Below are 26,976 nucleotides of genomic sequence, written 5' to 3'. Positions count from 1 at the left end.
GAAATAGAATAGCTTAAAGGTGATAAATGCGCTGTTTATATTGCTTTTCTATCTCCAGACTGCGTTCTGTACCACCGTCAACATTGGCGCTGAGGCGAACTGGCGGCGTATAGCCTCGCTTTAACATCAATTCAACAGCTTCCAAAATGGTTGCCTGAAGCAACGCGGCAGCAGCGATGGAAGAGGTACCGCAGATATTAACCGGCAGCCCATCGACAGCGACAGCGGCGTCACCCTCGACTGACAGATTATCTAGGATTACATCTGCGAATTCATATAACCGCTTTCCGCTGCTATGACGGCTGGTTAGTTTTTTGGAGGCATCCAGAGAAGTAACGACGATCAGTTTTGCGCCAACCGCCTTTACTTTCATTGCAATTTCAATCGGTAAAGGATTGCGGCCAGAATTGGAAATGATGATGACCACATCTTCAGGCAGGACTTCGACTTTCCGCATTAATATAGAACCTGAGCCTTCAAGAACTTCATAGATGCCCATCGCCGGATCTTTAATCACTTTTGCTGCAAATAATCCGCCGGCCCGGCCCGCAACCTCAATCGCTGCGGCATAAGAATGACCGCTGCCGAAGGATTGCAGGATTCCGCCGGCCATGATTGCATCGGCGATGAAAGCGGCAGCCTGATGAATGGATTCCCGCTGGCTGTTTTCTAATCGCTGCAGCAAATTTTCAATAGTTTCAAAGTAACGATTGCGTTCCATCATCCGATCACCTTCAGCGCAGAAAGGATAATTGCACCGATCATCACCACAAAGATGAGTTTTCCTGCCGTCATGCCTTTCACCTTGGAAAGCCGATAACACAGCACGACCAAGACGACCTGTGGTAAATAGGGCATAATTTTATCCAGATTTTCCTGTACGGATAACGTGACTTCGCCGGATTGGAAAGTATATGGAATTTTCAATTTGACAACCGAAGGGATTAAGGCGCCAACCACGATCAAACCTAGAATCGAAGCACCATTTGTTATGGCATTTAATTGATCTTTCATTGTAGTAATCAGCTTGGCGCCTTGAGCATAGCCCAGGTCGAAAAGCTTGGTTCTCATGAAGAGGACTGCGATATTCCAAGCCACCCAAATCCACATGCCTGCGGTACTGCCGGCAATGGCCATGTTGCCCGCGATGGCTCCGAAAATGGTTCCGGCAATGACGCCGAAGATGACATCGCCCACCCCGGCAAACGGACCCATTAAAGCCGTTTTCAGAGAAGTCGCTGTTTCCAGAGCGGCAATGCCTTCTTCCTCTTCAATGGCCAAATTCATGCCAATGATGATTTCAGACATTTGCGGAGTGGTGTTGTAAAATTGAATATGAGCCCGGCAGGCTCGGTCCAAGGCTTCGGGATCATCCCCATAGAATTTTTTAAGCGCTGGCAGGATCGCATAGAAGTAACCCATTCCCTGCATTCTTTCGTAGTTATGCCCCAACTGCAGACCAAACATGTGACGCAGATTAATCCGGCGAAGTTCTTTCTTGGTTAAACGTTTATTCATCCAGATCACCTCCATTTTTTGCGGCTGCCCATCGCTTATCAGCCTGCCGAGTATACATAAAATCCAATAAAGTAATGACGAGTCCGAAACCAGCAACACCAATCAGCGGAATTTTTAAATAAGCAGCCATCAGAAAACCAAGAATTAAGAATGGCAGTTTTGATCGTGTTGGGAGGTAATTGAGAAGGATACAGATACCCACTACCGGAATGACGCCGCCGGCTACTTGCAAACCAGTCATAAACCATTGCGGAATCCACCCCATGACGGCTTCAATGAAAGGCTGTCCGAAGCAGAGGACAAGAAAGACTGGAACGGCACGGGAAAGGCCGGGTGCAATCATGCCCAATACGTTTTGGAATGCAGCTTTATCATAACTGCGTTCTGAGATATAATGATCAGCCCGATGAAGAAAGAAGATATTAGCATAACGGGCTAAGATATCCAGCTGAATCATCAACAAAGCAACGGGAATCGCAATGCCCAACGCTAACTCTGGTGTGGAATTCAGGCTGAGCGCAGTGCCGACGATGGCGCCGACGGTTGTATTGGGAATTGAGGTGCCGCCGTAAGTATTGACACCCAGCGTCATCAGCTGAAGTGTGCCTCCCAACATTAATCCAGTCTGCGGGTTGCCTAGAAGCAAGCCGGTAAACCAGCCGGCAAGAATCGGCATACTTAAGCCGATGTTGAAGGAGCGGGTTTCGTTCGGCTGAATGAAAGCATACAATGTGATTAAAGCGATTTGCCAAGGTTGAATCATAACCTCTCCTTTCCGGTCCTCAGGGACCATGAACTAATTTCATAATAGACTATATGTATTATAAAATCAATACATTATGTAATTATTTTGTAATGTTTTTTGTTTTTGTGGAATGTTGTGCAAAACATGGTAAAATAATCCAAGAGGTGTTCTGTGTGGAAAAGCAAAGTAAATACAATGAAATTGTGAGGGCCATCATTCAGGATATTGATCAAGGCATACTGCAGGCACGTGACCGTTTGCCCTCAGAAAAGGAACTGCAGGATCGATTTGGTGTTTCACGGGTGACGGTACGCAAAGCCATCGATGTATTGATCGATGAAGGGTATGTGGTCCGCGATTACCGCAAAGGTACGTTCATCAGCGAGCGGATTACTTACAAGAAGATGAACGAGATCGTCAGCTTTACTAAATCGGCCTTACTGCGCGGCGATATCCCATCTACGATCGTTCACTCCATTGATGAGGTAAAACCAGATCCTTTTCTAATGAAATATCTTAGGATTGGCGCAGAGGAAAAACTAATTCAAATTCGGCGAACGCGATTGACTAATGGTTTTCCGCTAATTTACGAAGAATCGTATTGGATTGCTTCAATTGTGGGAACTTTAGATCAAGTTAAAGCTTCTGAGTCCTTGTTTGAATATTTAAAGAAAGAAAAAGGGATTATTCCGGTCTACAGTCTGCAGGAGTTGGATGCTATCGGCGCGGCCGGACAAATTGCTGAAGCGCTGCAGGTTCATGAACAATTCCCGCTGCTGCGTTCATTAATGGTCTTTTATGACGCTTCGGACAGACCTTATGAGCTGGCATTTAATTATTATCGAACGGATCGATGTAAATTGTCGATGGTCAGAACTCTTAATGAAGGGTAAATGAGAAAGGATGAATAAAGATGGAATTTCTACACTGCACAATGGATGAATTTGCCGTATTAGGAAAAGAGGGCAGCACACACACTTCCAACCCAGAATGGATTAAACAGCTTTGGACAGAAGCCAACAGTCATTTTAATGAGATTACGGAGCTGGCGCTGCGGGATGATCAGGGAAATTTGGCAGGTTTTTGGGGCGCTATGACCAGCTTGGATCGCACTTTTCAGCCTTGGGAAAATCATTTGTCCGTAGGCTTGTATCTGGCTGGAGTGCAGATTCCGGTTGAAACTGAAGCACCAAAAGGCTGGGTGAAATGGATTGTCCCAGCTTTTGATTATTTATACGGTCAGGTTGATGGCGATCCGCAGACTGCGGTTCAGCTGGGGTTGGAGGAAATTAAGCGGCAGGGATTAGCGTTAAGCGGAGCAATCCAGGAATATTATTGTCCCCAGGAAAATGGTGCGATGTATTTATTTTTTCCAATTAAACAGAACTGCAACGAAAAGTTGCGTAAGTGCATTCGGTGAGAGATAGACCGCTATCTATGTCTTTGTTAAGATAGGATTGGTAAAACCGAGGAGGAATAAGTTATGAATTTTGGCGAAAAATTGGTTCAATTGCGCAAAGGAAAGGGCATGTCGCAGGAAGATCTTGCAGTCCTGCTGAAAACAACGCGACAGGCTGTCAGCAAGTGGGAAAATAATCAGGGGTATCCCGAAACAGATAAAATTCTTTTACTCTCTCATATTTTTGAAGTGTCGACCGATGTCCTGCTGAAAGAAGAAAAAACTGTACAAAGAACGGAAGATGAAGGTTTGTATGTAAGTCGGGAAATGGCTAACGGCTTCCTTGATAATGAACGAAAAGTTAGCCGATATCTGGGACTGGGGTTTTTATGTGCTGCTTGGGCAGGAATTCCCTATGTTTTATTTGAGGCTGATCCACCAAAGCGGTGGTTGGGAATAGCCATATTTGGTATTCTAGGGATTTGCGTGTGGGTCATTGGCATGTTTTCAGATCAAGAACAATATAAGAAATTACGCGAAGAGCCCTTGATATTCGATTATGCATTTCTGAAGGAAATCTCCGCAGAATATGCAATCCGTAAAAAGAAATATAGAATCATTGCGCTTCCCAGCACAATTCTGTTTATTCTTGGGCTTTTGATATTAATTTTCACTGGGCAAAACGTTATCCCTTGGTCGATTTATCATATTTTCATTTTTCTGGTCTGGGGTGTTGGCTTGTTTGGTTTTGTTAGCAGTGCTGCAATGATGGAGGCTTATGAGCTTCTGACCGAAAATGAACAATTTTCAAAACGTTTTTTGTTTCAGTTGAAACGGAAAATCAAAGCGAAGCTGGATTTGAGATAATCGGAAATACCAGAGCGAGTTAATAAAAAGCACTTACAGTAGTGCTTTTTTTGATGTTCTCAATGATGAAGTAAAGAAGATCGTTAATTGTGCTACTCCGATGTTTCCAGCTGTTGGGTTATCGCTTTAAGAAACTGCTCAGCCGCTTTGGAAAAGACCTGATATCGTTTCCAAACTAAACGCATGCCGATTTCTTTTTTTGGCATTAAGGGACGGAAGCAGAGTGAACTGTTGCCAGTCATTGAGATCAACTTATCCAGCGTCAATGCATAACCTAAACCTTCATCAACCATCAGTGAGCCATTGTAAATCAAATTGTAAGTGGCAAAGATATTCAGATGTTCAGCCTGATCCCCCAGCAGTTTGATCAATTCTCCGCTGCAGCTTAGCTGTCGGGAAACGATCAGCGGCAAATCAAACAGATCTTCTAGGGTGAGGGTCTTTTTTTCAGCCAGAGGACTGTCGCAGCGCATTAATATACCCCAAGTATCCCGCATGGGCAGCGGGAGAGTATTGTATTTTGACAAGTCCACCTCCCCTAAGACTAGGGCAAAATCCAAAAGACCTTTGTCAAGATCCTCAAGGATATCGCAGGCATCGCCGCTGGATAAATGATAATGAATCTGCGGGAAATCCTGCTGCAGATTTTTAGCAGCCTGAACTAACAATCGCATGGAATCTGTTTCTCCGGCACCAATATAGATATCGCCGGAAATGATCTCCTCCGGCACAGTCAGCTCATTCTCGGTTTTAAGAACCAAGTCCACAATTTCCTGAGCTCGCTTGCGCAGAAGCATGCCTTCTTCTGTTAACGTAATCCTGCGGTTGCCGCGGATCATTAACGGCTTGCCGAGTTCCTCTTCCAGATCTTTGAGCTGTCGGGAAAGCGTTGGCTGGGAGAGATGAAGAGCTTCAGCGGCTGCGGAAATACTCTGTTCCCGTGCGACCGCAAGGAAGTATTGTAAAACACGAATTTCCATAAATAACCCTCCTGACGCTTTGACTATAACACAGTTTAAGTATAGTCTTCAAGCATGGAAGATGCTTAGATATAAAAGAATGCTATTGCTGAAAAAACAAAAAGCAGAACTAGAATATCGATCAATTCACATTTCGTATAGTTTTTAGGTATGGGACGGTATTAGACATAGGTATTTGATATTTGTGGAAGCGAGGACTAAACTGAAATCAGGATATGGAGGAAAGCAGATGAAAAAATTTATGATCAAAACAATGACGCTGGTTTTGATGTTGGGCTTGTTCACGGGATGTGCGTCAACATTGCCGCAGCCGGACACGGATCTGGATTTGCTGGATGAGATTCAACAGCGCGGGACACTGATCATTGGGACTGAGGGAACCTATTCCCCCAACAGCTACCATGATGAAAGCGGTGCGCTGGTCGGCTTTGATGTCGAAGTCGCGCAGGCGGTAGCTGCCAAACTCGGGGTGGAAGCTCAGTTTGTGGAAGCCGAATGGGACTCACTGTTTGCCGGGATGGATTCCGGGCGGATCGATGTGGTGATCAATGAAGTTGAATACTCCGAAGAACGGGCGCAGAAATATGATTTCTCTCAGCCCTACACCTATGTTCACGGCGCGCTGCTGGTCGCTGCGGACAAGGATGAAATTCAGGGCTTTGACGATCTGAAGGGTCGCCGCAGCGCCCAGAATCTGACGAGCAGCTGGGGTCTGCAGGCGGAAAGCTACGGCGCTGAACTAGTCAGCGTGGATACGCTGGCGCAATGCATTGATCTTTTAAATACCGGCCGAGCTGACGCTACCCTCAATGCCGAAACCGCATTTTACGACTATTTGAATCAACATCCGGAGGCACCAGTGAAAATTGTAGCCCTGAGCGATTCCACGACTTCTTCGCTAATTCCGGTTCGCAAGGGCAATGCGAAGCTGCTGGAAGCGATCGATAAAGCGCTGGATGAAATGAAAAGCAGCGGTGAGCTGACCGCCTTGTCAGAAAAATACTTTGGTTCAGATATAACCAATTCGCAGTAAACGAAAAAGGAGTGGGCAACCATGAGCGAACGACTGATTACGATCTTTATTCAATCCTTCTGGCAGATTCTTCTGCCAGGATTAACGATGACAATACCGCTGACCGTGATTTCCTTTGCGATTGCGTTAGTCATCGCACTGTTTACCGCAATTGTCCAAATTGCCGAGGTACCGATGCTTAAACCCTTAGCCCGGCTGTATATCTGGATCATCCGCGGCACACCGTTATTGGTTCAGCTGTTCGTCGTGTTCTATGGTCTGCCCAGTCTGGGGATTGTGCTGGATGCATTTCCTTCAGCGATCATCGTCTTTTCCATCAATACCGGGGCGTATGCGTCGGAAACAATCCGGGCTGCGATTGAAGCGGTGCCGCCAGGTCAAATGGAAGCCGGCTACTGTGTCGGTCTGACCTATGCCCAATGCATGCGCCGGATTATTCTGCCGCAGGCCTTGCGCACGGCCTTCCCGCCGTTAAGCAATTCACTGATCGGCTTGATTAAGGATACTTCACTAGCGGCCAACATCACGATCATGGAAATGTTCATGGCCGCGCAGCGGATTGCCGCCCGGACGTATGAGCCATTCGCCTTATATTGCGAGGTCGGACTGGTATATCTGCTTTTCTGTACAGTGCTGACCCGACTGCAGCGCACTTGGGAAGCGAAACTGAAACTGGATTAGGAGGGATGTTATGATGCTGGAAGTCCGCAATATCCATAAATCCTTTGCAGACCGGGAGGTCTTAAAAGGAGTGGATCTGAAAGTGAACAAGGGCGACGTTGTCACGATCCTGGGCCGCAGCGGTTCGGGGAAAACGACGCTCTTACGCTGTATTAATTTTTTGGAACAGGCCGATCAGGGAACGATGACCTTGGATCAGGAAACGTTTGAGCTGGCCCGTGTGAGCCGCCAGGATAAAATCCGAATTCGCCGGAAAACCGCGTTTGTATTTCAAAATTACAATTTATTCCGCAATAAGACGGCCTTGGAAAATGTGACGGAAGGACTGATTATCGCCCGCAAAACACCTGAAAGTCAAGCTGTTGACATCGCTTTGCAGGCATTGGAAAAGGTGGGGCTTCGGGATCGGGCGGCGGCCTATCCGCATCAGCTTTCCGGCGGTCAGCAGCAGCGGATTGGGATTGCCCGAGCGATCGCTACCCAACCTGAGCTGATCTTGTTTGACGAACCGACCTCAGCCCTGGATCCGGAGCTGATCGGCGAGGTCCTGCAGGTCATGAAGCAGTTAGCTCAGGAAGGCATGACGATGTTGATCGTAACGCATGAAATGAACTTTGCCCGGCAGGTATCCAGTCAGGTTCTGTTCATGGATGAAGGGGTGATCGTTGAGCAGAATCCGCCGGACTTGTTCTTCGACGCTCCCCAACAAGTCCAGACCCAACAGTTTTTGAAAACACTGCGGGAACACTGATTCATAAAGTGAGGTGAAAGAAAGTGGAAAAGGAAAACATGAATCCTGAAGTGATCCGAAATTTACAGGATGCCGGATGTGATGAAGAAACGATTTCCCAATTTCTTGCCTGCTGCCAAAGCGGCAGCGATCGCCAGTCAATGAAGCTGCTGAAGCAGCATCGACGATGTTTGCTGGAACAAATTCACGATGATGAACATCGTATTGACTGTCTGGATTATCTCGTCGATCAGCTGGAAAAAGCAAAAAACAAAATGAAATAACGGTCAGGTCAGCGGACCTGATCAGGAAGGAAGGAAAAAACAATGCGAAAAAAAGTTGTCGTCATCAGCTCCAGTCTGCGCTCAGGAAGTAATTCCGAAGTCTTGGCACAAGCATTTGTCCAAGGCGCGCAGGCGGCTGGAAATATCGTAGAAGAGATTTCTTTGAAAGAAAAGGACCTGCGCTTCTGCACAGGATGTCTGGCTTGTCAAAGCACTGCCCGCTGCTGGATGCAGGATGACAGCGCCGCGATCAATGCCAAATTGAAAGAAGCGGAAGTCGTTGTCTTTGCCACCCCGGTGTATTTTTACGCCATGAGCGGACAGCTTAAAATACTGCTGGATCGTACCAATCCGCTGTTTACGCAAAGCTGTGCTTTTCGCGATGTGTACTTGTTGATGAGCGCTGCTGAAGAAGATCCGCAGGCTTTGCAGCCCATTGTTCATGAGCTGGAAGGCTGGATTTCCTGCTTTGAACAAGCCCAACTGGCCGGGGTTGTTGCAGGGGGCGGACTGAGTGAACCTTCGGCTGTCAGTCCTGATACAAAAGCCTATCAGGAAGCCTATCAGCTGGGACTTCATTGCTGAGGGGAGGTGAACGTGAATTTTTATCGGGGATTCAGCGCTTTGACCCTACTGTGCATTCTGAGCGGCTGTACTTCCCCTTCGGCTGCATTTCCTTCCGCAACGCCCATTTCCACACTCGACCCCGTAAAGACAACAAACCCAATAAACAATTCGGAGGAACAGGAGGAAATCATGACAAAAATTCAAATTACTATCAACGGTCAGTCTTTCCCGGCAACGCTTAACAACAGCGCGGCGGCTCAGGCCCTGCTGTATCAGCTGCCGGTGACCTTCATGATGGAAGACTTAAACGGCAATGAAAAATACATTGATCTTGATGAGAAGCTGGCAACAAATTCCGTCGCCTTTGGTTCGGTGTCGGCTGGCGATCTGATGTTGTTCGGCAACCGCTGTCTGGTGCTGTTTTACAAGAGTTTTACGACGGATTATTCCTACACCGCGCTGGGCTCAATCAGCGAGGTTTCCGGGTTGGCGGAAGCGGTGGGGTCAGGTCAGGCTGAGGTGACAATTGAACGGGCGGAGTGATCTTGCTTCTGTGCAAGTTACAAGCTATAAAGTAAGTGGAGAATAAGGAGGGGACATGATGAATTTTGATCAAACATTGGACCGCCGGAATACCTTTTCGATGAAGTGGGATGTGCGTGAGGGCGAGCTGCCGATGGGATTGGCGGATATGGATTTTGAAACAGCGCCGGAAATCAAAGCCGCGATCCTGCAGCGCGCGCAGCATGGTGCCTATGGCTATACGGTTGTTCCGGAGGCCTGGGCGCAGGCGTATCAAAGCTGGTGGCAGCGGCGCCATCACTGGCAGATACAGAAAGACTGGCTGTTATTCTGTACCGGGGTGGTACCGGCCATTTCCAGCGTGATCCGCAAGTTGAGCACACCGGCGGAAAAGGTTCTGGTGATGACGCCGGTCTACAATATCTTCTTTAACTCCATTGTGAACAATGGCCGGCAGGTGCTGGAAAGTCCGTTAATCTATGATAAAGATCAGTATGCGATTGATTTTAAGGATCTGGAAACAAAGCTGTCTGATCCGCAGACAACGCTGATGATCCTGTGCAATCCGCACAATCCGATCGGCAGGCTGTGGAGCCGTGAAGAACTTTTACGAATCGGCGAGCTGTGCGCAAAATATCAGGTTACCGTGATCGCCGATGAGATCCATTGTGATCTGACCGATCCGCATGCGGAGTATATTCCGTTTGCTTCGGTTTCCTCCGCTTGCGAAAACCTGTCAGTCACCTGTCTGGCGCCGACCAAGACATTCAATTTGGCTGGGCTGCAGACGGCGGCGATCGTGGTTCCCAATCCCAATCTGCGCCACAAGGTATGGCGGGCGGTCAATACCGATGAAATTGCCGAACCGAATGTCTTTGCAGTGGAAGCCGCGATTGCGGCGTTTGATCAGGGGGAAGCCTGGCTGGAGGCCCTGCGGCTGCAGATTTATGCAAACAAGCAGCATTTAATCGAAGTGCTGCACAAAGCCCTGCCGCAGCTTAAGGTTATCCCTTCTAAGGCCACGTATTTGGTATGGCTCGACTGCCATGCGGTCAGTGATGACAGCGCAGGGCTGGCGAAATTTCTCCGCCAGGAAACAGGGCTGATCCTCAACGAAGGTTCCGAATATGGAAAAGCTGGCAAGGCGTTTCTGCGCATGAACGTCGCCGTTTCCCCAGCTCGTCTGAACGAGGGCTTGCAGCGTCTGATCCGCGGTATCCAGATCTTTTGTGAAAACAAGCAGGCATGAAGCCGTGCATTAACTAAATTTGCAGGGAAGTGACTTTTACCCCAATGAACGGCCATGATCATTACAAGCAAGAATATTGCGCCAGACCGGTCTTTCGTTAATGACACGGCAAGGAATTCCGAGTCAGATTCTTCAAAGGAAAACTTTCTTTTACAGACACACAAAAATCCGGCCCCCCTGCGCAGGTCTTCCCAATCCCACTGAATGACAAACAAAAGAAAGAAGGAATATAACCATGGAAAAAGTATCAGCCGGTTTTGAAGCTTTAGGTGAATTCGCTCCGCAGTTCGCTCACTACAATGATGATGTTTTGTTTGGCGAAGTCTGGGCCCGCGAAGCCCAGTTATCCCCGCGCGATCGTTCGCTGATCACAGTAACAGCTCTTTTATCCGGTGGAATTCTGGATTCATCTCTGGAATTTCATTTGCGCAAAGCGAAGGAGAACGGAGTTACCCAAACCGAAATTGTTGAAGTGCTGACCCAGCTAGGCTTTTACAGCGGATGGCCAAAGGCCTGGGCGGCATTTCGGATGGCAAAGGAAATCTGGAAGGAAGAAACGGTTTCCGCTGTGTTTAACCCGATGTTCGGACTAGGCAAAACCAACGATGCGTATGCACCGTATTTCATCGGCCAGAGCTTTCTGAATCCGGTGGTATCTCAGGGAATCGCGATGGCCAATGTTACTTTTGAGCCGGACTGCCGGAATCACTGGCATATCCATCAGGCTGAGCAGGGCGGAGGTCAGATTCTGATCTGTACCGATGGGCACGGCTGGTATCAGCAATGGGGTGAGCCGGCCAGAGCTTTAAAGCCGGGCGATATCGTCGAGATTCCCGCCGGCGTCAAGCATTGGCATGGCGCTGCCAAGGACAGCTGGTTTGCCCATCTAGCCTTCGAAGCACCAGGCACAAAAACTTCAACCCAATGGTGCGAGCCGGTGGACGAGGCCCATTATAAAGCCTTGCCGGATTCACTTGAAAACAAAGTCTGATGATGAAACAGCTTCTTTAACCTGCAACGAAAGACTCGAAATTCAACAAGGAAGGACAAAAGCCCAGGTCAAACCCGGGCTTTTTACTATCTTAGAGTGAACAGACAGGAGTGAGAATGTGGAAAAAGTAAATGTTGCCGTACTGGGAGCGACCGGCGCGGTCGGCCGGACGATGATCCGGGTCCTGCAGGAACGCCATTTCCCAATGCGGTCGTTAAAGCTGCTGGCCAGTCCCCACAGTGCCGGCAAGGTGATTGATTTGGGATCAAAAAGCGGTGTGGTTGAAGAATTTTCTGCCGCCGCCTTAAAAGATGTGGATTTGGTGTTCGGGGCGGTAGACAATGATTTAGCAACGGAATATGCTCCGCTGATTCGCCGCAGCGGCGCGTTGTTTGTCGATAACAGCAGTGCGTTTCGGCTGGATCCGGATGTCCCGCTGGTCATCCCTGAAATCAACGCCCGGGATATCCGCTGGCATCATGGAATCGTTGCCAATCCCAACTGCGCGACAATTCTGGCGATGATGGCCCTTTCGCCGATCTTGAAGCTGACGCCGATCACGCGGATGATCGTCAGCACCTATCAGGCTGTCAGCGGGGCAGGAATGAAGGGGATGGATGAGCTGGAACGGCAGATCCGCGATCCATCCGCCGCCCCGGAGGTCTTTCCGTTTCCGATCGCTTTTAACGTGATTCCGCAGATTGGTGAGTTCGATGAGGCAGGCATCAGCAGTGAGGAGTGGAAAATGCAGAACGAAGGCCGGCGGATCCTGCATGAAGCTTCGCTGCAGGTTTGCTGCACATGTGTGCGGGTGCCGGTATACCGCTGTCATTCTGAATCGATTTACGTCGAAACGCGTGATGCGGTGAGCTTGCAGACTATTCGTCAGGCTGCTGAAGACTGTTCTGGGATTGTCCTGAACGAAGCTCCCTACCCGACCCCGAAAGAATGCACCGACAGCGATATCGTCATGATCGGACGGCTGCGCCGGGATGGAGCTTGTGAAAAAGGACTGCATCTGTGGTGCTGCTGCGATCAGCTGCGCAAAGGCGCGGCGACCAATGCCGTGCAGATCGGAGAATGGGCGTGGCAGAATGGGTTATTGAAGAAAGGGGTGTAGCGTTTGATTCTCGAAAAGTATCAGGGGTGCGGCAATGATTTCCTGATCGTTGACGGTAGCCGAACTCCAGTTATGGACTGCGCACAAGTGGCTGCTTTGTGTGACCGCCATCGTGGGTTTGGGGCGGACGGACTGATCATTGCTCACCGTGATCCGTTAAGCATGGAGCTGTGGAATCAGGATGGGTCGCGCGCCAACATGTGCGGCAATGGTCTGCGCTGTTTTGTGCATTATGCTTACCGCAAGGGCTGGATCGATGCCGATCACACCTGGGTGATTGGAACGGGCGATGGGCTCAGACAAGCCTGGATTTGTTCAACCGAACCGTTTATCTGTAAGGTGGAGGCAGGGAAACCGGACTTTGATGCGCATCGGATTACACAGCAGCCGCTGCTTCCGGGCCTGCTTCACGCGCCGTTTTTATCTCAGCAGCAGTCCTGCAGCTTCTGGCTGGGGGTACCGCACACTGTTATTTTTACAGCGGATCCTGATCGGATCAGTGATGATCAAGCTCGTTCCATCGGAACGCATCCCTTCTTTTCGGAAGGCACCAACGTGGATTTTGTGCGCTGGCGGGAAAATGGTGAACTGCAGGTCAGAACGTGGGAGCGCGGTGTAGGCTGGACATTGGCCTGCGGCACCGGCGCCTGTGCCAGCGCAGTAGCGGCAGCCATCTTCGGCCTTTGTCCGCTGCCTGCGCAGGTGCGCTGTCCGGGCGGATTACTGAGTGTAGAACAAGCCGAGGATCAAGCTTGTCTTCTGAGCGGACCGTCGCAGTTTATAGGAAGGGTGGAAGGGAGAGATTGTGGATGAAGACTGAGGAATTGATTCAAAAACTGCACGATCATTCACGCAGTACAGAAGTGTTGTTGATGTTTAACGAGATCCAGCCGACCCATTGGCAGAAAGCGGCGGTGTATGGCGATCAGTTTAAGCTGGTGATTGGGGAATGGGAAATTCTGCGTTCACAGCTTGAGGATCAGCGCCGGCAGTTACGGGATCTGCGGATCGTTTGTCCGCAGCGTCAAAGCGCCTGGCCGCAGCTGGCGATTCAGGATCTGCCCTGCCGGATTGAACCGGGAGCCTGGATCCGGGATGAAGTCGAGATCGGAAAAAATGCTGTGATCCTAAGCGGAGCGGTGATCAATGTCGGAGCGAGCATCGGTGCTGAAACTATGATTGATATGAATGCCGTCGTGGGAGCGCGGGCGGAAATCGGAGCTCATTGTCATATCGGGGCTGGCGCGGTCATTGCCGGGGTGTTGGAGCCGGCCAGTGCTCAGCAGGTGATCATTGAAGAAGGAGTATTGATCGGCGCGAATGCGGTTGTTCTGGAAGGAATACGGATCGGCCGGGGAGCGGTGGTGGCCGCCGGATCGGTCGTGACGCAGGATGTTCCCGCCGGATGGCTGGCTGCAGGCGTTCCGGCACGGTTAATCAAGCAGAAAGATGAACAGACGATGAAAAAAACAAAAATTGTGGAAAAGCTAAGGGATAGTTCTCGGTGAAAACGGAAAACCTGATATAATAGAATCCATCAGGAGGTTTTTTTCATGGACAATGCCCAGCGGTTTCTCAACGCGTTCGCAATGATCGAAAAGCAGCTGAAACAAATCAGCGGTGTTACGCGGTATTCACGGTTTTATCAGCTGTTAAACCAAGCGTCCCGAACCAGTAAATTGGTTCGTAAATATGAAATGGAGCTGCAGGAATATGCCGACCTGCGCAATGCGATTGTGCATCAGCGGTCCGATGAAGGTCATATTATCGCGATCCCAATTGACGAGGTCGTCGAGGAAATTGAGGAGTTGGCCCGCAAGATCTGCGAACCGCCGAAAATCAGCGCGCATTTTCTCAAACCGGTAAAGATCTGCGATCCTCAGACGGAAATTCGTGAAGCGGTAACGATTATGGAAACGATGGGTTCATCCAAGCTTCCGGTTTACGCTCAGGGCGGGTTTCATGCTTTATTAACGATGGAAATGATTGCCCGCTGGACACTGCATCAAAGCCGAACCGACAAACCGCTGACTGGCTGTGTCAACGACTGTCTGTATTTTAAGGATAAGAAGGAACGCGTGCTGTTTCTGCCCCGGACCGCTGATGTCACGGAAGCTCAGGATTTATTTGAGGAAAGTCTGCACCGCGGCGTCAGCATTTCTGCGATTCTGATTACCGAGTCCGGCAACGCTCATCAGAAGCCGATTGGAATCATTACCGTGGCTGATTTGCCGCTGTTGTATGAACTGGAGAAATAAGGCAAAAAATGGGGAATACGAATTTCCCTTTTTTGATGCAAAAACTGCGGCAAAAGCACAAAAAAACTTGACAGAAGCACACAGTTTTTATAAACTATATTTACGCCGACTTAGCTCATCCGGTAGAGCAACGCACTCGTAACGCGTAGGTGGTAGGTTCAAGTCCTATAGTCGGCACCATGAGAAATTAACATTCCGCAGAGAGATCCGCGGAATTTTTTATTTTGATTCCCAAGAAAGCACAGGATTAACATGTTAATTTCTGGAAAGAAAATCAATTGGCAGCAGAAGGAAAGGATTCCCAACTTGAATCAGAGAAGCAATCAGGAACCCGCTCTGCTGCGCATCCATCCAGCTCTCGAAAGAGAAAATTTGCTGAAAAATAAAGGATATAAAATACTGCCAATTTAGTTCGCATCCGGAGCATTTGCATTTGTAAAAGTCTTGACAATCGTGACCGAATCCGGCAGAATAAACAGGCATATTATGCAGAAAGAAAAGAGGGAAAGAATGAACACATGGAAAAAGTTGGGGGCAGTTCTTCTGGCTTCCGTCCTGCTGCTGAGCGGCTGTGCCAAGGCACCGGCACCGCAGTCAGGAACGGGCAGCTATAAGGCTGGCTCATATACTGCTGAAGCTCAGGGCATGAACGGTGCAGTCAAAGTAACGGTAACGGTGGATCAGGACAAAATCGTCAGCGTTACGGTCGATGAGCATAATGAAACGCCGGGCATCAGTGACGGCGCGATTGAAAAGCTGCCGCAGATGATCGTTGATCAGCAGTCTTTGGCACTGGATGCGGTGAGCGGGGCTACCTTTACCAGCAAGGCCATTCTGGAGGCTGCAGAAAAAGCGCTGACCGAAGCCGGCGGGGATCTGGAAGCGCTGAAAGCCTCCACTGAAAAGGAAATTGCAGAAGGCGAAACAGAAACAACAGATGTTGTTATTGTCGGTGCCGGCATCTCCGGCATTATGGCTTCTTATGAGCTGACGCTGAATCATCCGGAAATCAAATTCATCCTTGTTGAAAAGCTGCCGACAGTCGGCGGTTCATTGCCGGCAACCGGCGGTGCAATCTTCGGTACGGATTCTTCCATTCATCAGGCCGATGGCGTTAAGAGTACAATTGATCAGATTGTGAATTTCTTTGAACAGACGTCTGGTTCCAAGCCGGCAAATGAACAGCTGGTCCGCAATGTGTATGAAAGCTCTGCGGATACACTGAACGTGCTGGAAAACCTGAATGCACCTTACACGGGCAAGACCGAAAAGGTAGATCCATCTAACGATGAACTGTTCTCGCTGCGGATGGAAAACAAGGGCAAGGGCTTCTATGATTTCATCAAGGCGGAAGTCGAAGATAAAATGCCGTTTGACTTGCGTCTGGAAACCACGGTGACAGAACTGATTGTAGAAAATGGTGAAGTTCAAGGCGTCAAGGTTGAAGATCAAAACAAACGATATACGATCGAAGCCAGCCAGGTCATCCTGGCTACCGGGGGATTCGGCAGCAATCCGGAACTGATGCAGAAACTGGCTCCGAACTATGCGGATGGGGTCATCGCAACCAATGCCGGAGCGACAGGCGATGGTATCCTGCTGACCGAACAGTTTGGAACCCAAGTCTTCGGAGATGGAACAATGGGTTCAGTCGTAAATCCGGATCGTTCCGATCTGTTGGCTTCAACGTTCATGGTCAGCAAAGCCGGCGTGCGGTTTACCAACGAAAAAGCTCCGAAATATGTTATTCAGCGTGCGGTTGCGGATCTGCCGGAACATCAGGCCTTTGTGATTGCGGATAGTACATACGCGGATGCGGAAGGACTGCAGAAGGCGTTGGATTCCAACATGGCCGTAGCGTATGATACGTTGGATGATCTGGCAGCGGCCGCTGGGATGGATGCCGAGGCATTAAAAGCTGAGGTTGCGGCATACAACAAAGCAATTGATGATCAGGTCAGCCCTGGCTTTGGTCTGAAAGCGGATCAGGCAAACAAGATTGAAACGGCACCGTTTTATCTGGAAACTGCAGTGGTCAGAACATTCGGAACAATTCCTGGTATTGAGGTTAATGACAAAGCTCAGGTGCTTAGTGGCGAAGGGCAGCCGGTATCCGGATTGTTTGCTTCAGGCGAACTGATCGCATCAAATGCTTTTGATTCCCGTTATCCGGGAGTAGGCATCGGGATTTCTTTTGCGGCCAATTCCGGGCGTCTGGCTGCGGCTCAGGCTGCGTCTTTGATTCAGAAATAAACAATACGATTTAAACTTAAGGCAGTGCTGCGGCGCTGTCTTTTTAAATACGCTGAATGCGATGAGCTGGGTTAGAAAATAAAATTAGCTGTCAGGTCAAACAGAATGAAGGAAGACGCGGCTTTCGAGCTTGCTGCAGTCTTTGATCAAATCATTAAACTGGAAGCGGCAGGATAAATCTTACTTATGAATAGATTTGCAAAGCATTGGAAAAGGTTTGTAAAATTCCAGTGCTTTTTCTGTATACTGTTGAAAATATAAAACTTTCACAAAAAGGGATTGACATAACTTTAGGAATCAATAAAATAGTAGAGGGTAGACGATCGTCTATCAAGGAGGAAAGAAGAAATGAAAAAATTAGTTGCCATCGTTCTTGCGGCGATGCTGCTGATGACAGGGTGCTCGACCAAAGCACCGGAAGCCACCGGCGGAATGAAAGCAGGAACCTATAAAGCAACGGCAGCGGGATTTCATGGCGATATTACGCTGGAAGTCACGGTTGACGCAGAAAAGATTACTGACATTCAAATTCTTGAACAGACCGAAACAGAAGGAATCGGCGCAGCCGCTTTACCAGAGTTGGTTACCAAGGTTTTGGATAATCAGACCCTTGGAATTGATGGAATTTCCGGTGCGACAGTCACTTCCAATGGTTTCAAAACAGCGATGGAAGATGCTTTAACCCAGGCAGGTGCAGATATGGATAAAATGACAAAACCTGTAGAATCTTCTTCTGCAACCAAAGAGGAAGTTACATTGGATGCGGATATCGTCGTTGTCGGCGGCGGAGCTGCAGGTCTGACCGCAGCCCTGTCTTCACAGCAGAACGGCAACAGTGTAATTCTGTTGGAAAAGACAGGCGTTGTCGGCGGTGCCAGTGCCATGGCCGGAGCCGGAACAATGGCCACTGGGAGCCAGTGGCAGAAGGAAGACGGTTATGAAGATTCTCCGGAACAGCTGAAAGCAGATATGCTGAAAAACGGACACAATAACAATGACGAAGCGACATTGGATATTTACGTTAATACAACCGGTGCGGCATTTGACTGGCTGGTATCGGAAGACGGTGCTAATGTTCCTTATCAGAGAGATGGCAAGCCAACCCGCAGTTATTCCGGCGAAGGCCGCGGTGCAGGCGTGGTTTCCAGCTTATCGGAAAGCTTTACAACGGGCGGAGGGACATTGATGACCAATACCCCGGCGACTGAGCTGATTGTTGAAGACGGCGTTGTTAAGGGCGTAAAAGCCAGTGATGAAACAAAGAATTATACGATCAATGCAAAAGCTGTAATTCTGGCAACCGGCGGATTTGGTGCAAATGATACGATGGTTCCAGAAGAATACAAACAGTTTGTTTATGCCGGACATGCTGGAGCTACGGGCGATGGCCTGAAGATGGCGGAAGCGGTTAACGCAGATACGTTCAATATGGAATTTGTCAATACGCAGCCAAACTCCATGATTCTGCCAAGTGGTTTAGGTCAGTATTGCAACCCGGGTGTCGGCGGAGCTTATGCGGCTTCCGGAGCATTCTTGGTCAATCAGGATGGAGTGCGGTTCTCGAATGAAAAGGGGAACGCATGGGATCTGATGCAGGATATGAAAAAGAATACAGCGCAGTATCTGATCATGGATCAGGCTTCCTTTGATGCTTTCAATAAAGGCATGACAGGCTCGAAGATTTATTCTGAAGAGGATGTCGAGAAGTGGCTGGCCAATGACGGCGAAGGCAATCCATTTATGGTTAAAGCAGATACGTTAGAAGATCTCGCAAAGAAGATGAATCTGCCGGAAGGTGTTTTAACCGAAACGGCAGCGAAGTATAATGAAACAGCAGCCGCGGGCGGAACTGATGAATTCGGCCGTGAACTGACTGCACCGTTGAGTGCGGAAGGTCCTTATTATGCTCTGCAGCAGTACATCCGTTACTATGCTACCTTGGGCGGTCTGCGTATCAATGACAGCATGCAGGTTCTGAATGCTGAAAAGCAGCCGGTTGAAGGTTTATATGCAGCGGGTGAAGTCGTCGGCGGTCTGGAAGGCGACGTCTACATGGGCGCGACGCTGTTCGGCTGGGCAGTAACCAGCGGTTATAACGCAGGCAACGCGGCTTCTGAAGCGATTGCGAAATAAGTACCAATTCAATTTGATGTAAAGTAAAAGTCATAAATGGAATTTTGATCCGATTGGATTAAAAGGAAGGTTATGGCTTTTTCTGTTAATTAATAAGGATTAGAACTGAATTTAAATTGGTATGTCGGATCTTTAATGATGGATTTAAAGTAGATCCATGGATATTCAAAAATTTTCTAAAGATAGTTGTATGATAGAGAAAGTAGAATTCTTGAAGTAATAATAATGATAGGAATACCGATGTTTCTAAGATTCTGATTATGGGGTATATTTTAACCATTCTGCAGTGAACACAGGAAAGCTTGATAAAATAGATAGAAAACTTCAGAAATGATTGCGGGGAGTAATGACCAGTTGACGACTAACCAAGGAATATCTAAGCTTTTGAAAGGTGTTATTTACTATGTTTTGACTGATGGATACGGAGTGAGATCATGGCTGTTGTAATGATTTGAAATGGTCTGAAAGGGTTGGCCGACACAGGCCAGGATATGATCAGTTAAGGATTTCGGATGTCATAACATCCGAAATAATTACAAGATGATCCAATGAGACCATGTTCCCATAACCCGTAATCCGAAAACAACCCACCAAATAATCGTTTTAAAAAAGATCGGATTAAATAGCTTATTTTTTGAAAATGAATAAATTAAAGACGTCGGCAGCTCTGAGAAAAACATAACTTGAAGTATGTCATTATGCTCCCAAAAACCCTCTAAGGGACGGGTATGCATCATTACTGTTGATATCCATGCGAAATAGAAATAGAAGATGAACTTGACCCAGCGATGGTTATAAAAATCGGGCATTATTTCGTTGATTATTAAGGTTGGAAATAATAAAAATGTGAAAAAGAGGAAAGTAGAAATAAAAAAACTATAAATTAAAAACACATAGGTATAATGAACAAATAAGAGACGATATTGGATATATTGGTAAATATTACTATCTGGTCGATAATAGATAAGAAAACCGCAGACAATAGCTAAAATATAAACAAGACACGTAATTTTAAAATCGCGATATACATAAGACTCCTTTATTTGGAATTTAATTCTTAACTTAATACATACGATATAAATTGGAATGAAAATAAATGCAAGATTGAAATAGGCTAATCCATCTTCGGAAAAATAAACTGCATCTTTAAGGTAAACTAAAATTATGAAAACGAAAGAAAAGAAGATCGCAAATAGATAATGCCCTTTTTTGATTTTAATAGCACGCAGCTTAAACAAGAAGAAAATAGATAAACAGAACATAAAGACATTGAAAAAATGTGTTCCTTCAATAATCGAGTAAGAAAAAAAATTATTGTATAAAGAAAGAAACAAAATTAAGCCTAGAAATTGTGCTGCCTTTTTCATTGTTTACTCCTGTTAAAATTGCGAAGCGTTGTATCAGTGAAATAGTTTGAAAGTAAGTTCGCCAAAAAACTGCTTAATTTGCAAAAATATAATAGTAAATTTGAAATAATTATATGCAATTAAAAATAGGTTGTCAAACGCTTTAAATCCATTAGATTCATAAAACTAAAGAATGTAATTATGTTATAATATTTTTATTAACTCATTATATAAGTGTCATGGAATGGATGATGACCTGTTTTCTAACCTGACCAGTTTAACTCTAATAAATGAAAGGTGTTCTAAATTATATGAATTCAATACTAGGATGTAAACTCTTATCTCTTATAATCATTTTTCATTTTAGTATAATGGCTGCGTTAAAGGGTAATATTTTACTAGTTAATCTCTTTATAGTTGGAAGTGCAGCAGCAATTTTATTTAAATTAAAAGACATAAAAATAAAAACTTTCTATTATATTTTTGATGCTATGATTTGTTTTCTGTTTTATTTGCTTATATGTTTACGTTTCATTTTTCCTACAAGATTATGCTATCCTTTTTATGTTTTTGCCCCTTTAATTCTATTTCCTGTTTTCCTAGCGTGCATTAAATTGAAAATTTCGCTTAAAGAAAAAGGGAGTAGGACTTTTTATAAATTCATCCCCCTAATATTAATAAGTTCATTTATTCTGAGTTCATTATGTACATTGGTTTTCTATGATTCTATGTCTCTGAAATATTTAATCATAAATATTGTCGAAAATCTTAGTCGGCATTTTTTTGAGTTTTTGTTATATAGTATTTTATTATCTTTTTTTACTACTGTGGTTTTTCTGATTTTCCCACTATATTACATAAAATACTTATTAGAATCTAGTTTTTGTAATAAATTTATCAATGTATTTCTATATTTATACTTTCCAACTATCATTCCTATATTGATGCATTGTATTCCATCCATTGGATATTCGCCTCATCTGGAGATTAATATATTCAGTAATTTAGTACTGACAGATGTGCACTTTTTTATTTTGTTTTCAGAAATTCCTTCTTCAATCATCTTTTTGAAAACAGAAAACAACTGGTTTCTATCCATATTATATAAAATTATATTTTGGTGGACTTTCTGGAATATAGTTAACGCTGGAGGCGGCTTTGATTGGTATATTATTTAGATGTATAAGATCGTGTAAAAATATTAGAAAACCAATAATTAAAATATATGGCCTGCTAAGCGAAAAGTTTATTTAGGAAAGTATGAATTATAAAATCAGAAATGTAATATTCACTGAAAAATTTCTTTGCTTAATAATTGATAGGTAATTTAAGCTTTACGCATGAAGTATTTTTCCACAGTATGAAACAATAACGAAAAAGAAGGAACTTCTTTTATTCTTCAACAATTTAGACTAAAAGAACGAATAAGTAAATAGATTATTTTGAAGAGCCTTTATTTACTGCTGTCGATTACTGAAATAGGAATCACGGGAACTTAAGCTTAAGTGTTTTATACTCTTTTCTCTATAAGCTCCGAATTCTTTCAAAATAGGTTCAATGATTGTATTATTGTCAACATAATCAAAGAAACAGTCTTTTGTATGAAAACGGCTAGGGAAAATCCTGATGATTCTTTCCATCATGATAATCTCATCTTTCTCATCAAACGTATCTTCAGGAACGACCAGGTTGATGAGATAAACCCCAGTTCTGTTTTTTTTGATATGTGTCGGCGAGATGTTTTTTTGCTCATCAGACTCACCAACTCGCTTTATAATACAGCCAATATCCGAGTAACCTCTCGTTATTTCCGAACAGTAAACATGGGAAAGGATTTCAGACTGAATGGGTATCATATTTTCCTGCGTGCATTCAATGGGAGTGTTTGACAGAAAATCAAATAAAGTCCACTTATGATGATGCGTGTAGAAATAACCAGGAATTTTACTTCTGTCGGTATTTGTGTCTTTTTCATACGAGCAAAGGGCAACAGGAAGAGCAGGATTGAAGTAACAATCAGAAGGTTCCTTGAAATAATAAAGGATGTTTTCAGACTTCCAGTACAAATAAGTCATATAAATGCGAGGAACAGAAAGAAACAGGTTAAAAAGCGACGAGAATACAATGAGAAGAATGCTAAAAAAGCGAAAAGAGCGATTGCGAAGAAACATGAGATCACCTCTAAAAATTTATAACAAAAAGGAAATGAATTCGGGTGATTTAGTGCTGTCGATTACTGAAATAGGAATCACGGGAACTTAAGCTTAAGTGTTTTATACTCTTTTCTCTATAAGCTCCGAATTCTTTCAAAATAGGTTCAATGATTGTATTATTGTCAACATAATCAAAGAAACAGGCTTTTGTATGAAAACGGCTAGGGAAAATCCTGATAATTCTTTCCATCATGATAATCTCATCTTTCTCATCAAACGTACCTTCATGAACAACGAGGTTGATTTGATAAACCCCAGTTTTATTTTTCTTGATGCGCGTTGGAGAGACATTTTTGGGCTCAGAAGAATCACCAAACCGTTCCAGATAACAGCCAATATCCGAGTAGCCTCTCGTTATTTCCGAACAGTAAACATGGGAAAGGATTTCAGTCTGAATGGAGATCATATTTTCCTGCGTACATTCAATGGGAGTGTTTGACAGAAAATCAAATAAAGTCCAGCTAGGATGATGCGTGTAGTTATAATCAGGAATTTTACTTATGTCGGTATTTGTGTCTTTTTCATATGAGCAAAGGGCAACAGGTAGAGCAGGATTGAAATAACAATCAGAAGGTTCCTTGAAATAATAAAGGATGTTTTCAGACTTCCAATACAAATAAATCATATAAATGCGAGGAGCAGAAAGAAACAGGTTAAAAAGCGACGAGAATACAATGAGAAGAATGCTAAAAAAGCGAAAAGAGCGATTACGAAGAAACATGAGATCACCTCGATAAGTATAAATAACGGTCTATAGAACAATTGGATTCTTTAATTTTTCCACATTATCTATATAACTTAAGGTCTACAATATTAGACTTCGCTTATACTATATCACGAAAGAATAAGTGATGGAAGGTCTAATCTCTAAAATCAAAGAGGAGAAGAATGAAAAATATGAAACAGAAGATAGAACGTCATTAGCTAAAAAATCTAGTTTTATATTAAGACTTTTTATTATTTATTTTAGTTTGACATCTTGGGTCTATAGATGTAGATTTAAAGTGTATCAGTGTCATTTTAATCATAAAGAAAGAGGAACCGAAGATGGATAAAAAGCGGAAAGTTTTAATGACAATGCAGAGGATGGGAGTTTCGCTGCTTGTTCTATATATGGCTTCAGGCTGTGTCTCGAAGGATGCAGATACACCTTTGCCAGAATCGAAAGTTAATGTAAAAACGGATAAAGAAACAGAGGAAGATAAAACAATACAAACGCCAATCCCGGCAGATCCTGAATTTGATCAGGTGAAGAATCCGAAGGAAGACCGTGTCATCATGTCGGAAGATGAAATCAACCGCATGGTCTCTAAATTTCCGGATGATGGTCTTTACTATGGCTCTGCCGACGGACGCTGGGGAGAAATTTCAGTAGCAGTAAAAATAGAGAACGGATTAATTACCAACATCGCTGTGGATCAGTATGAAACCAAGGGGATTGGGGATGTTGCCTGCGATGAAATTGGGAAACGAATGATTGAATCGCAGTCCACAGAAGTGGATATCTTAGGCGGTGCGACGATCAGTTCTAATGCCATGATTAACGCGGTTAACCAAGCGTTGTCGTTGGAGGGGAAATAAGCGAAGGGAGCTCATGAACATGAATCAATTTATTATCATTTCGGCAGTTTTGGGAATTCTGAGTTATATTCTGATGGATCCAAAGCTGGCTCAATCAGAATTTTTGCGTAGAAAAAGTTCCAGTCGGCTTTTAATTGGGGAAAGCACCTTCATTTTCCTCTGTTTTATCCCTTGTCTTTTCTGGCTGCCAATCTTTACTCTGTGGGTCATGGGAATCGCGGTATCCGTTGGTTTTTTCTTCCATGATAGACGGCTTGTGCATAGAATTAAAGCTGAAAGAATTGATCAGACATCTGTATACGCGACAAATTTGCCGACGGCGTTTGTGACCTGCGAAAAACAGCCTAAAATTGTTCTTCCAGCTGATCTTGAGGCAGTCCAGAAGCGCTGGATTCTTGCCCATGAACTCTACCATATCAGACACAATCACCATTACCTAAAATTAGCTTTCGGTCTTTTGAGAATGCTTTTCTGGTTTAATCCGGGAGCTTATCTGCTTTACAGCATTGGAACTGAAATTTTAGAGCAGCGCTGTAATGCGGCTGTGGAAAAGGAATTGACGGCTGCAGAAAGGATCAAGTATCAAAACCTGCAGCGCCAGCTCACTACATCAACAAACCTCTTTGTACTTGGCTTCAGCGATCAAAAGAAAAGACCTGATCTGAACTCTGATGAAAAACAGAAGAATCAAGCAAAATCTCAGCCGCAGACCGGAAAGAAGAAACTCATTTTAGCCGCAGGTATGGGATTTGCGGCTGCGGTGTTTTTGATCGGCATTCTGTTCTTTTGGATGTCTGCGTCAAACCGGTTTGGTCAGGATCAGGCAGCTCTGGAGAAACTGTTGGCGGAGAATCCGCGAAACAAAGACAATGAAATGGCCGTGCTTGCCCCGATGCCTCAAGGATTAGAAGACTATGAATGCTCGCTGATACCACTGAACAACACGCAGGAAATTCTTGTTTTTATCGATCGGGATGGTATTTCCGAAGCTCAGCTCGTATGGAATATCAAGCAGGATAAGCTCGTTAAAGCTTATCTTCCTGCGAAACAAACGACTTTGTCAGAAGAACGATGTCTGGAAGCCGCGCAGACCGCAGGCCGTTACTACAGGAATGAAGAAGAATTAAAACAGGCTCGGGAGAAGGCCATCGAGTATTCCGGCGGGGAACTGATCATCATTAACGAATGCGCAGCATTTCCGGAATTTGATCTGTTTCAGCTTCGGTTTGGCCCTGTTGACAATACGCAGTTTTATATTGAAATGGGCGCCCATTATAAACTGCTTTGGAATCGTCAAAATCATAAGCTGGATCGGATATCCGGCGGATTCTATCGGACCTCGATCAGCGAACAGCGGCTGGAGGAAATTGCGGCGCAGACGGCAGGGTTTTATGAACAATCGGTGGATCAGACCAAGCTTTGCTATATCGGAGAAGATCAAACAATCCTATGTCCGAATAATTATTATAAAATTCCTAAAGCGATTCCGTTTGTTTATCCGGCGGCGATGCCTCAAATACTCTCAGATTCTTTTGAGTACGGCGTACAGGGTCTGGATATCGCGAGCCAGTCCGGCAGTCTGGAAGTGCTGGCGGCAGCGGAGGGGCGGGTGGAAAAGATCGGTTATGATCAAGAATGGGGAGCCTATATGATATTGGATCATGGTCACCGCAAGACTTTTTATGGTGGATTGAGTGATCAAATCTGGATGGAAACCTGGAGTCAAGTGGAACAGGGACAAGTTATCGCAACCATGAGGGAGGAGAATACCCCTGCCCATGTTCATTTCGCAGTGCTGGAAAACAATCAGGCAGCTGCTGACAGCCGGAAATATCTTGAATATTCGCTGATTCGCGGCCGGCAGATTCAAGTTCCGGAACGTGTCCAGACCCAATATACTATTGATAAGACGCAATGGAAAGAAATTGTGCAGCTGGTCAAAGGCAGCACAGCCTTTGAAGAATATACCCCGAACTTTACGCCGAAGGTTGAACATAATTACGGTACTCCGATTTCTGAGATTATGGTGACAGCTCAGCCCAATGACTTCTCGACACTGACCCTTGTTCAAAATTCAGAAGATAATCAATTTGACATCAGCCGAAGCTACTTGTTTAAAGTTCTGAATACTGAAGTGCTTCCAGGGTGCTCAATGAATCTTGTCGTCAATGTGGTCGTCAAACAGAAAGCAGGCAAATCCTCAGCAGAGATTGCGGTTAACGTTGATCTCAATGATCATCAGTATTCGGCTGAGGGAATTTATGATCCGGAAAAACGAATCCTGATTCAAAATGATGTGCTTATGAGCTATATGGATGCGGATGCAGAAATCCGCAGCGCCGTTGTCGCGCGGATTGAGGAAATAATGGAAAAAGCCCAGCAGATTGATGAAAAGGCATTAGCGCTTAGCGATCAGATCCTGCAGATTATTACCGGTGGCCAACCGATATCTGTCGTCACGAGTTCACTGTATGAAGTGCTTGGACGATAAGCAAGGATAAGAAGG

Annotated in this window: 25 protein-coding genes and 1 tRNA gene; 20 read left to right on the top strand and 6 right to left on the bottom strand. The window is 45.5% G+C overall.

The features are described from left to right. Positions 1-13: 13 nt before the first annotated feature. From MCG46_RS16160 to MCG46_RS16150, 3 genes are read right to left on the bottom strand one after another with little or no spacing between them, the layout of a single operon-like run. Positions 14-724, bottom strand: coding sequence for an SIS domain-containing protein (locus tag MCG46_RS16160; RefSeq protein ID WP_240280888.1), 711 nt, complete (start codon positions 722-724; stop codon positions 14-16). Further along, positions 721-1,518, bottom strand: coding sequence for a PTS system mannose/fructose/sorbose family transporter subunit IID (locus MCG46_RS16155; RefSeq protein WP_240280887.1), 798 nt, complete (start codon positions 1,516-1,518; stop codon positions 721-723). Before MCG46_RS16155 ends, MCG46_RS16160 begins: the two co-directional genes overlap by 4 nt. Then, entirely contained in the window at positions 1,511-2,281 is a 771-nt protein-coding gene (locus MCG46_RS16150; RefSeq protein WP_240280886.1) for a PTS mannose/fructose/sorbose/N-acetylgalactosamine transporter subunit IIC, read from the bottom strand. Before MCG46_RS16150 ends, MCG46_RS16155 begins: the two co-directional genes overlap by 8 nt. Before the next feature lie 155 nt (positions 2,282-2,436). Here MCG46_RS16150 and MCG46_RS16145 point away from each other — a divergent pair, with 155 nt between their 5' ends. The 3 genes from MCG46_RS16145 (at position 2,437) to MCG46_RS16135 (ending at position 4,529) form a co-directional block, all read left to right on the top strand. Beyond that, complete coding sequence (locus tag MCG46_RS16145) at positions 2,437-3,156, top strand: GntR family transcriptional regulator (protein WP_240280885.1); 720 nt, start codon at positions 2,437-2,439, stop codon at positions 3,154-3,156. Between the two features lie 20 nt (positions 3,157-3,176). Continuing rightward, positions 3,177-3,683 carry a GyrI-like domain-containing protein gene (locus MCG46_RS16140; protein ID WP_240280884.1) on the top strand — a complete coding sequence of 169 codons (507 nt, stop codon included), beginning with the start codon at positions 3,177-3,179 and terminating at the stop codon, positions 3,681-3,683. 63 nt (positions 3,684-3,746) lie between these two features. Further along, on the top strand, positions 3,747-4,529 hold the full coding sequence (locus tag MCG46_RS16135; RefSeq protein ID WP_020225575.1) for a helix-turn-helix domain-containing protein: 783 nt from the start codon (positions 3,747-3,749) through the stop codon (positions 4,527-4,529). 92 nt (positions 4,530-4,621) lie between these two features. Here the strand turns inward: MCG46_RS16135 and MCG46_RS16130 are convergent, their stop codons facing one another. After that, on the bottom strand, positions 4,622-5,509 hold the full coding sequence (locus MCG46_RS16130; RefSeq protein ID WP_240280883.1) for a LysR family transcriptional regulator: 888 nt from the start codon (positions 5,507-5,509) through the stop codon (positions 4,622-4,624). 229 nt (positions 5,510-5,738) lie between these two features. Here MCG46_RS16130 and MCG46_RS16125 point away from each other — a divergent pair, with 229 nt between their 5' ends. The 15 genes from MCG46_RS16125 to MCG46_RS16055 all read left to right on the top strand — a co-directional run bounded on the left by MCG46_RS16125 (position 5,739) and on the right by MCG46_RS16055 (position 19,330). Next, on the top strand, positions 5,739-6,542 hold the full coding sequence (locus tag MCG46_RS16125) for an amino acid ABC transporter substrate-binding protein (protein ID WP_240280882.1): 804 nt from the start codon (positions 5,739-5,741) through the stop codon (positions 6,540-6,542). Positions 6,543-6,563: 21 nt separating this feature from the next. Next, a complete protein-coding gene (locus MCG46_RS16120; protein ID WP_240280881.1) occupies positions 6,564-7,223 on the top strand; it encodes an amino acid ABC transporter permease in 660 nt (219 codons plus the stop codon). Between the two features lie 10 nt (positions 7,224-7,233). Beyond that, entirely contained in the window at positions 7,234-7,974 is a 741-nt protein-coding gene (locus MCG46_RS16115) for an amino acid ABC transporter ATP-binding protein (RefSeq protein WP_430622669.1), read from the top strand. 23 nt (positions 7,975-7,997) lie between these two features. Further along, positions 7,998-8,237, top strand: coding sequence for a hypothetical protein (locus tag MCG46_RS16110; protein WP_206671285.1), 240 nt, complete (start codon positions 7,998-8,000; stop codon positions 8,235-8,237). A gap of 42 nt (positions 8,238-8,279) precedes the next feature. Further along, positions 8,280-8,822 (top strand): flavodoxin family protein, encoded by a 543-nt coding sequence (locus MCG46_RS16105; RefSeq protein WP_240280880.1) that lies wholly within the window; start codon positions 8,280-8,282, stop codon positions 8,820-8,822. 171 nt (positions 8,823-8,993) lie between these two features. Next, a complete protein-coding gene (locus MCG46_RS16100) occupies positions 8,994-9,347 on the top strand; it encodes a cyclophilin-like fold protein (RefSeq protein WP_240280879.1) in 354 nt (117 codons plus the stop codon). A gap of 58 nt (positions 9,348-9,405) precedes the next feature. Then, the gene (locus MCG46_RS16095) at positions 9,406-10,575 is read left to right on the top strand and encodes a MalY/PatB family protein (protein WP_240280878.1); all 1,170 of its coding nucleotides are present in this window, start codon (positions 9,406-9,408) and stop codon (positions 10,573-10,575) included. 235 nt (positions 10,576-10,810) lie between these two features. After that, entirely contained in the window at positions 10,811-11,566 is a 756-nt protein-coding gene (locus MCG46_RS16090) for a carboxymuconolactone decarboxylase family protein (RefSeq protein ID WP_240280877.1), read from the top strand. A 118-nt stretch (positions 11,567-11,684) separates the two neighbouring features. Continuing rightward, positions 11,685-12,686: an aspartate-semialdehyde dehydrogenase gene (locus tag MCG46_RS16085; RefSeq protein ID WP_240280876.1), complete on the top strand. Its 1,002-nt coding sequence runs from the start codon at positions 11,685-11,687 to the stop codon at positions 12,684-12,686. A gap of 3 nt (positions 12,687-12,689) precedes the next feature. Continuing rightward, positions 12,690-13,499, top strand: a complete 810-nt coding sequence (dapF, locus tag MCG46_RS16080) for a diaminopimelate epimerase (protein ID WP_240280875.1) — start codon at positions 12,690-12,692, stop codon at positions 13,497-13,499. After that, on the top strand, positions 13,496-14,194 hold the full coding sequence (gene dapD, locus MCG46_RS16075) for a 2,3,4,5-tetrahydropyridine-2,6-dicarboxylate N-acetyltransferase (protein ID WP_240280874.1): 699 nt from the start codon (positions 13,496-13,498) through the stop codon (positions 14,192-14,194). The genes dapF and dapD overlap by 4 nt, the downstream gene beginning before the upstream one ends. Positions 14,195-14,239: 45 nt before the next feature. After that, on the top strand, positions 14,240-14,944 hold the full coding sequence (locus MCG46_RS16070) for a CBS domain-containing protein (protein WP_240280873.1): 705 nt from the start codon (positions 14,240-14,242) through the stop codon (positions 14,942-14,944). A 104-nt stretch (positions 14,945-15,048) separates the two neighbouring features. Then, a tRNA-Thr gene (locus MCG46_RS16065) sits at positions 15,049-15,124 on the top strand. Positions 15,125-15,454: 330 nt separating this feature from the next. Next, positions 15,455-17,197, top strand: a complete 1,743-nt coding sequence (locus MCG46_RS16060) for an FAD-dependent oxidoreductase (protein WP_240280872.1) — start codon at positions 15,455-15,457, stop codon at positions 17,195-17,197. 348 nt (positions 17,198-17,545) lie between these two features. Next, positions 17,546-19,330, top strand: coding sequence for an FAD-dependent oxidoreductase (locus MCG46_RS16055; protein ID WP_240280871.1), 1,785 nt, complete (start codon positions 17,546-17,548; stop codon positions 19,328-19,330). A gap of 2,803 nt (positions 19,331-22,133) precedes the next feature. Here the strand turns inward: MCG46_RS16055 and MCG46_RS16050 are convergent. Continuing rightward, the gene (locus tag MCG46_RS16050) at positions 22,134-22,847 is read right to left on the bottom strand and encodes a hypothetical protein (RefSeq protein ID WP_240280870.1); all 714 of its coding nucleotides are present in this window, start codon (positions 22,845-22,847) and stop codon (positions 22,134-22,136) included. A gap of 49 nt (positions 22,848-22,896) precedes the next feature. Next, on the bottom strand, positions 22,897-23,610 hold the full coding sequence (locus MCG46_RS16045; protein ID WP_240280869.1) for a hypothetical protein: 714 nt from the start codon (positions 23,608-23,610) through the stop codon (positions 22,897-22,899). A gap of 326 nt (positions 23,611-23,936) precedes the next feature. Between MCG46_RS16045 and MCG46_RS16040 the strand changes: the two genes are divergently transcribed. Continuing rightward, a complete protein-coding gene (locus MCG46_RS16040; RefSeq protein ID WP_240280868.1) occupies positions 23,937-24,470 on the top strand; it encodes an FMN-binding protein in 534 nt (177 codons plus the stop codon). A 19-nt stretch (positions 24,471-24,489) separates the two neighbouring features. Next, positions 24,490-26,961 carry a peptidoglycan DD-metalloendopeptidase family protein gene (locus MCG46_RS16035; RefSeq protein ID WP_240280867.1) on the top strand — a complete coding sequence of 824 codons (2,472 nt, stop codon included), beginning with the start codon at positions 24,490-24,492 and terminating at the stop codon, positions 26,959-26,961. Positions 26,962-26,976 lie beyond the last annotated feature (15 nt).

The sequence above is a fragment of the Holdemania massiliensis genome, assembly GCF_022440805.1.
In the GTDB taxonomy this organism is placed as follows: Bacteria; Bacillota_I; Bacilli_A; order Erysipelotrichales; family Erysipelotrichaceae; genus Holdemania; species Holdemania massiliensis_A.
The sequence above is the reverse complement of the archived record's forward strand: the minus strand, read 5'-3'. Positions and strand labels throughout refer to the sequence as shown.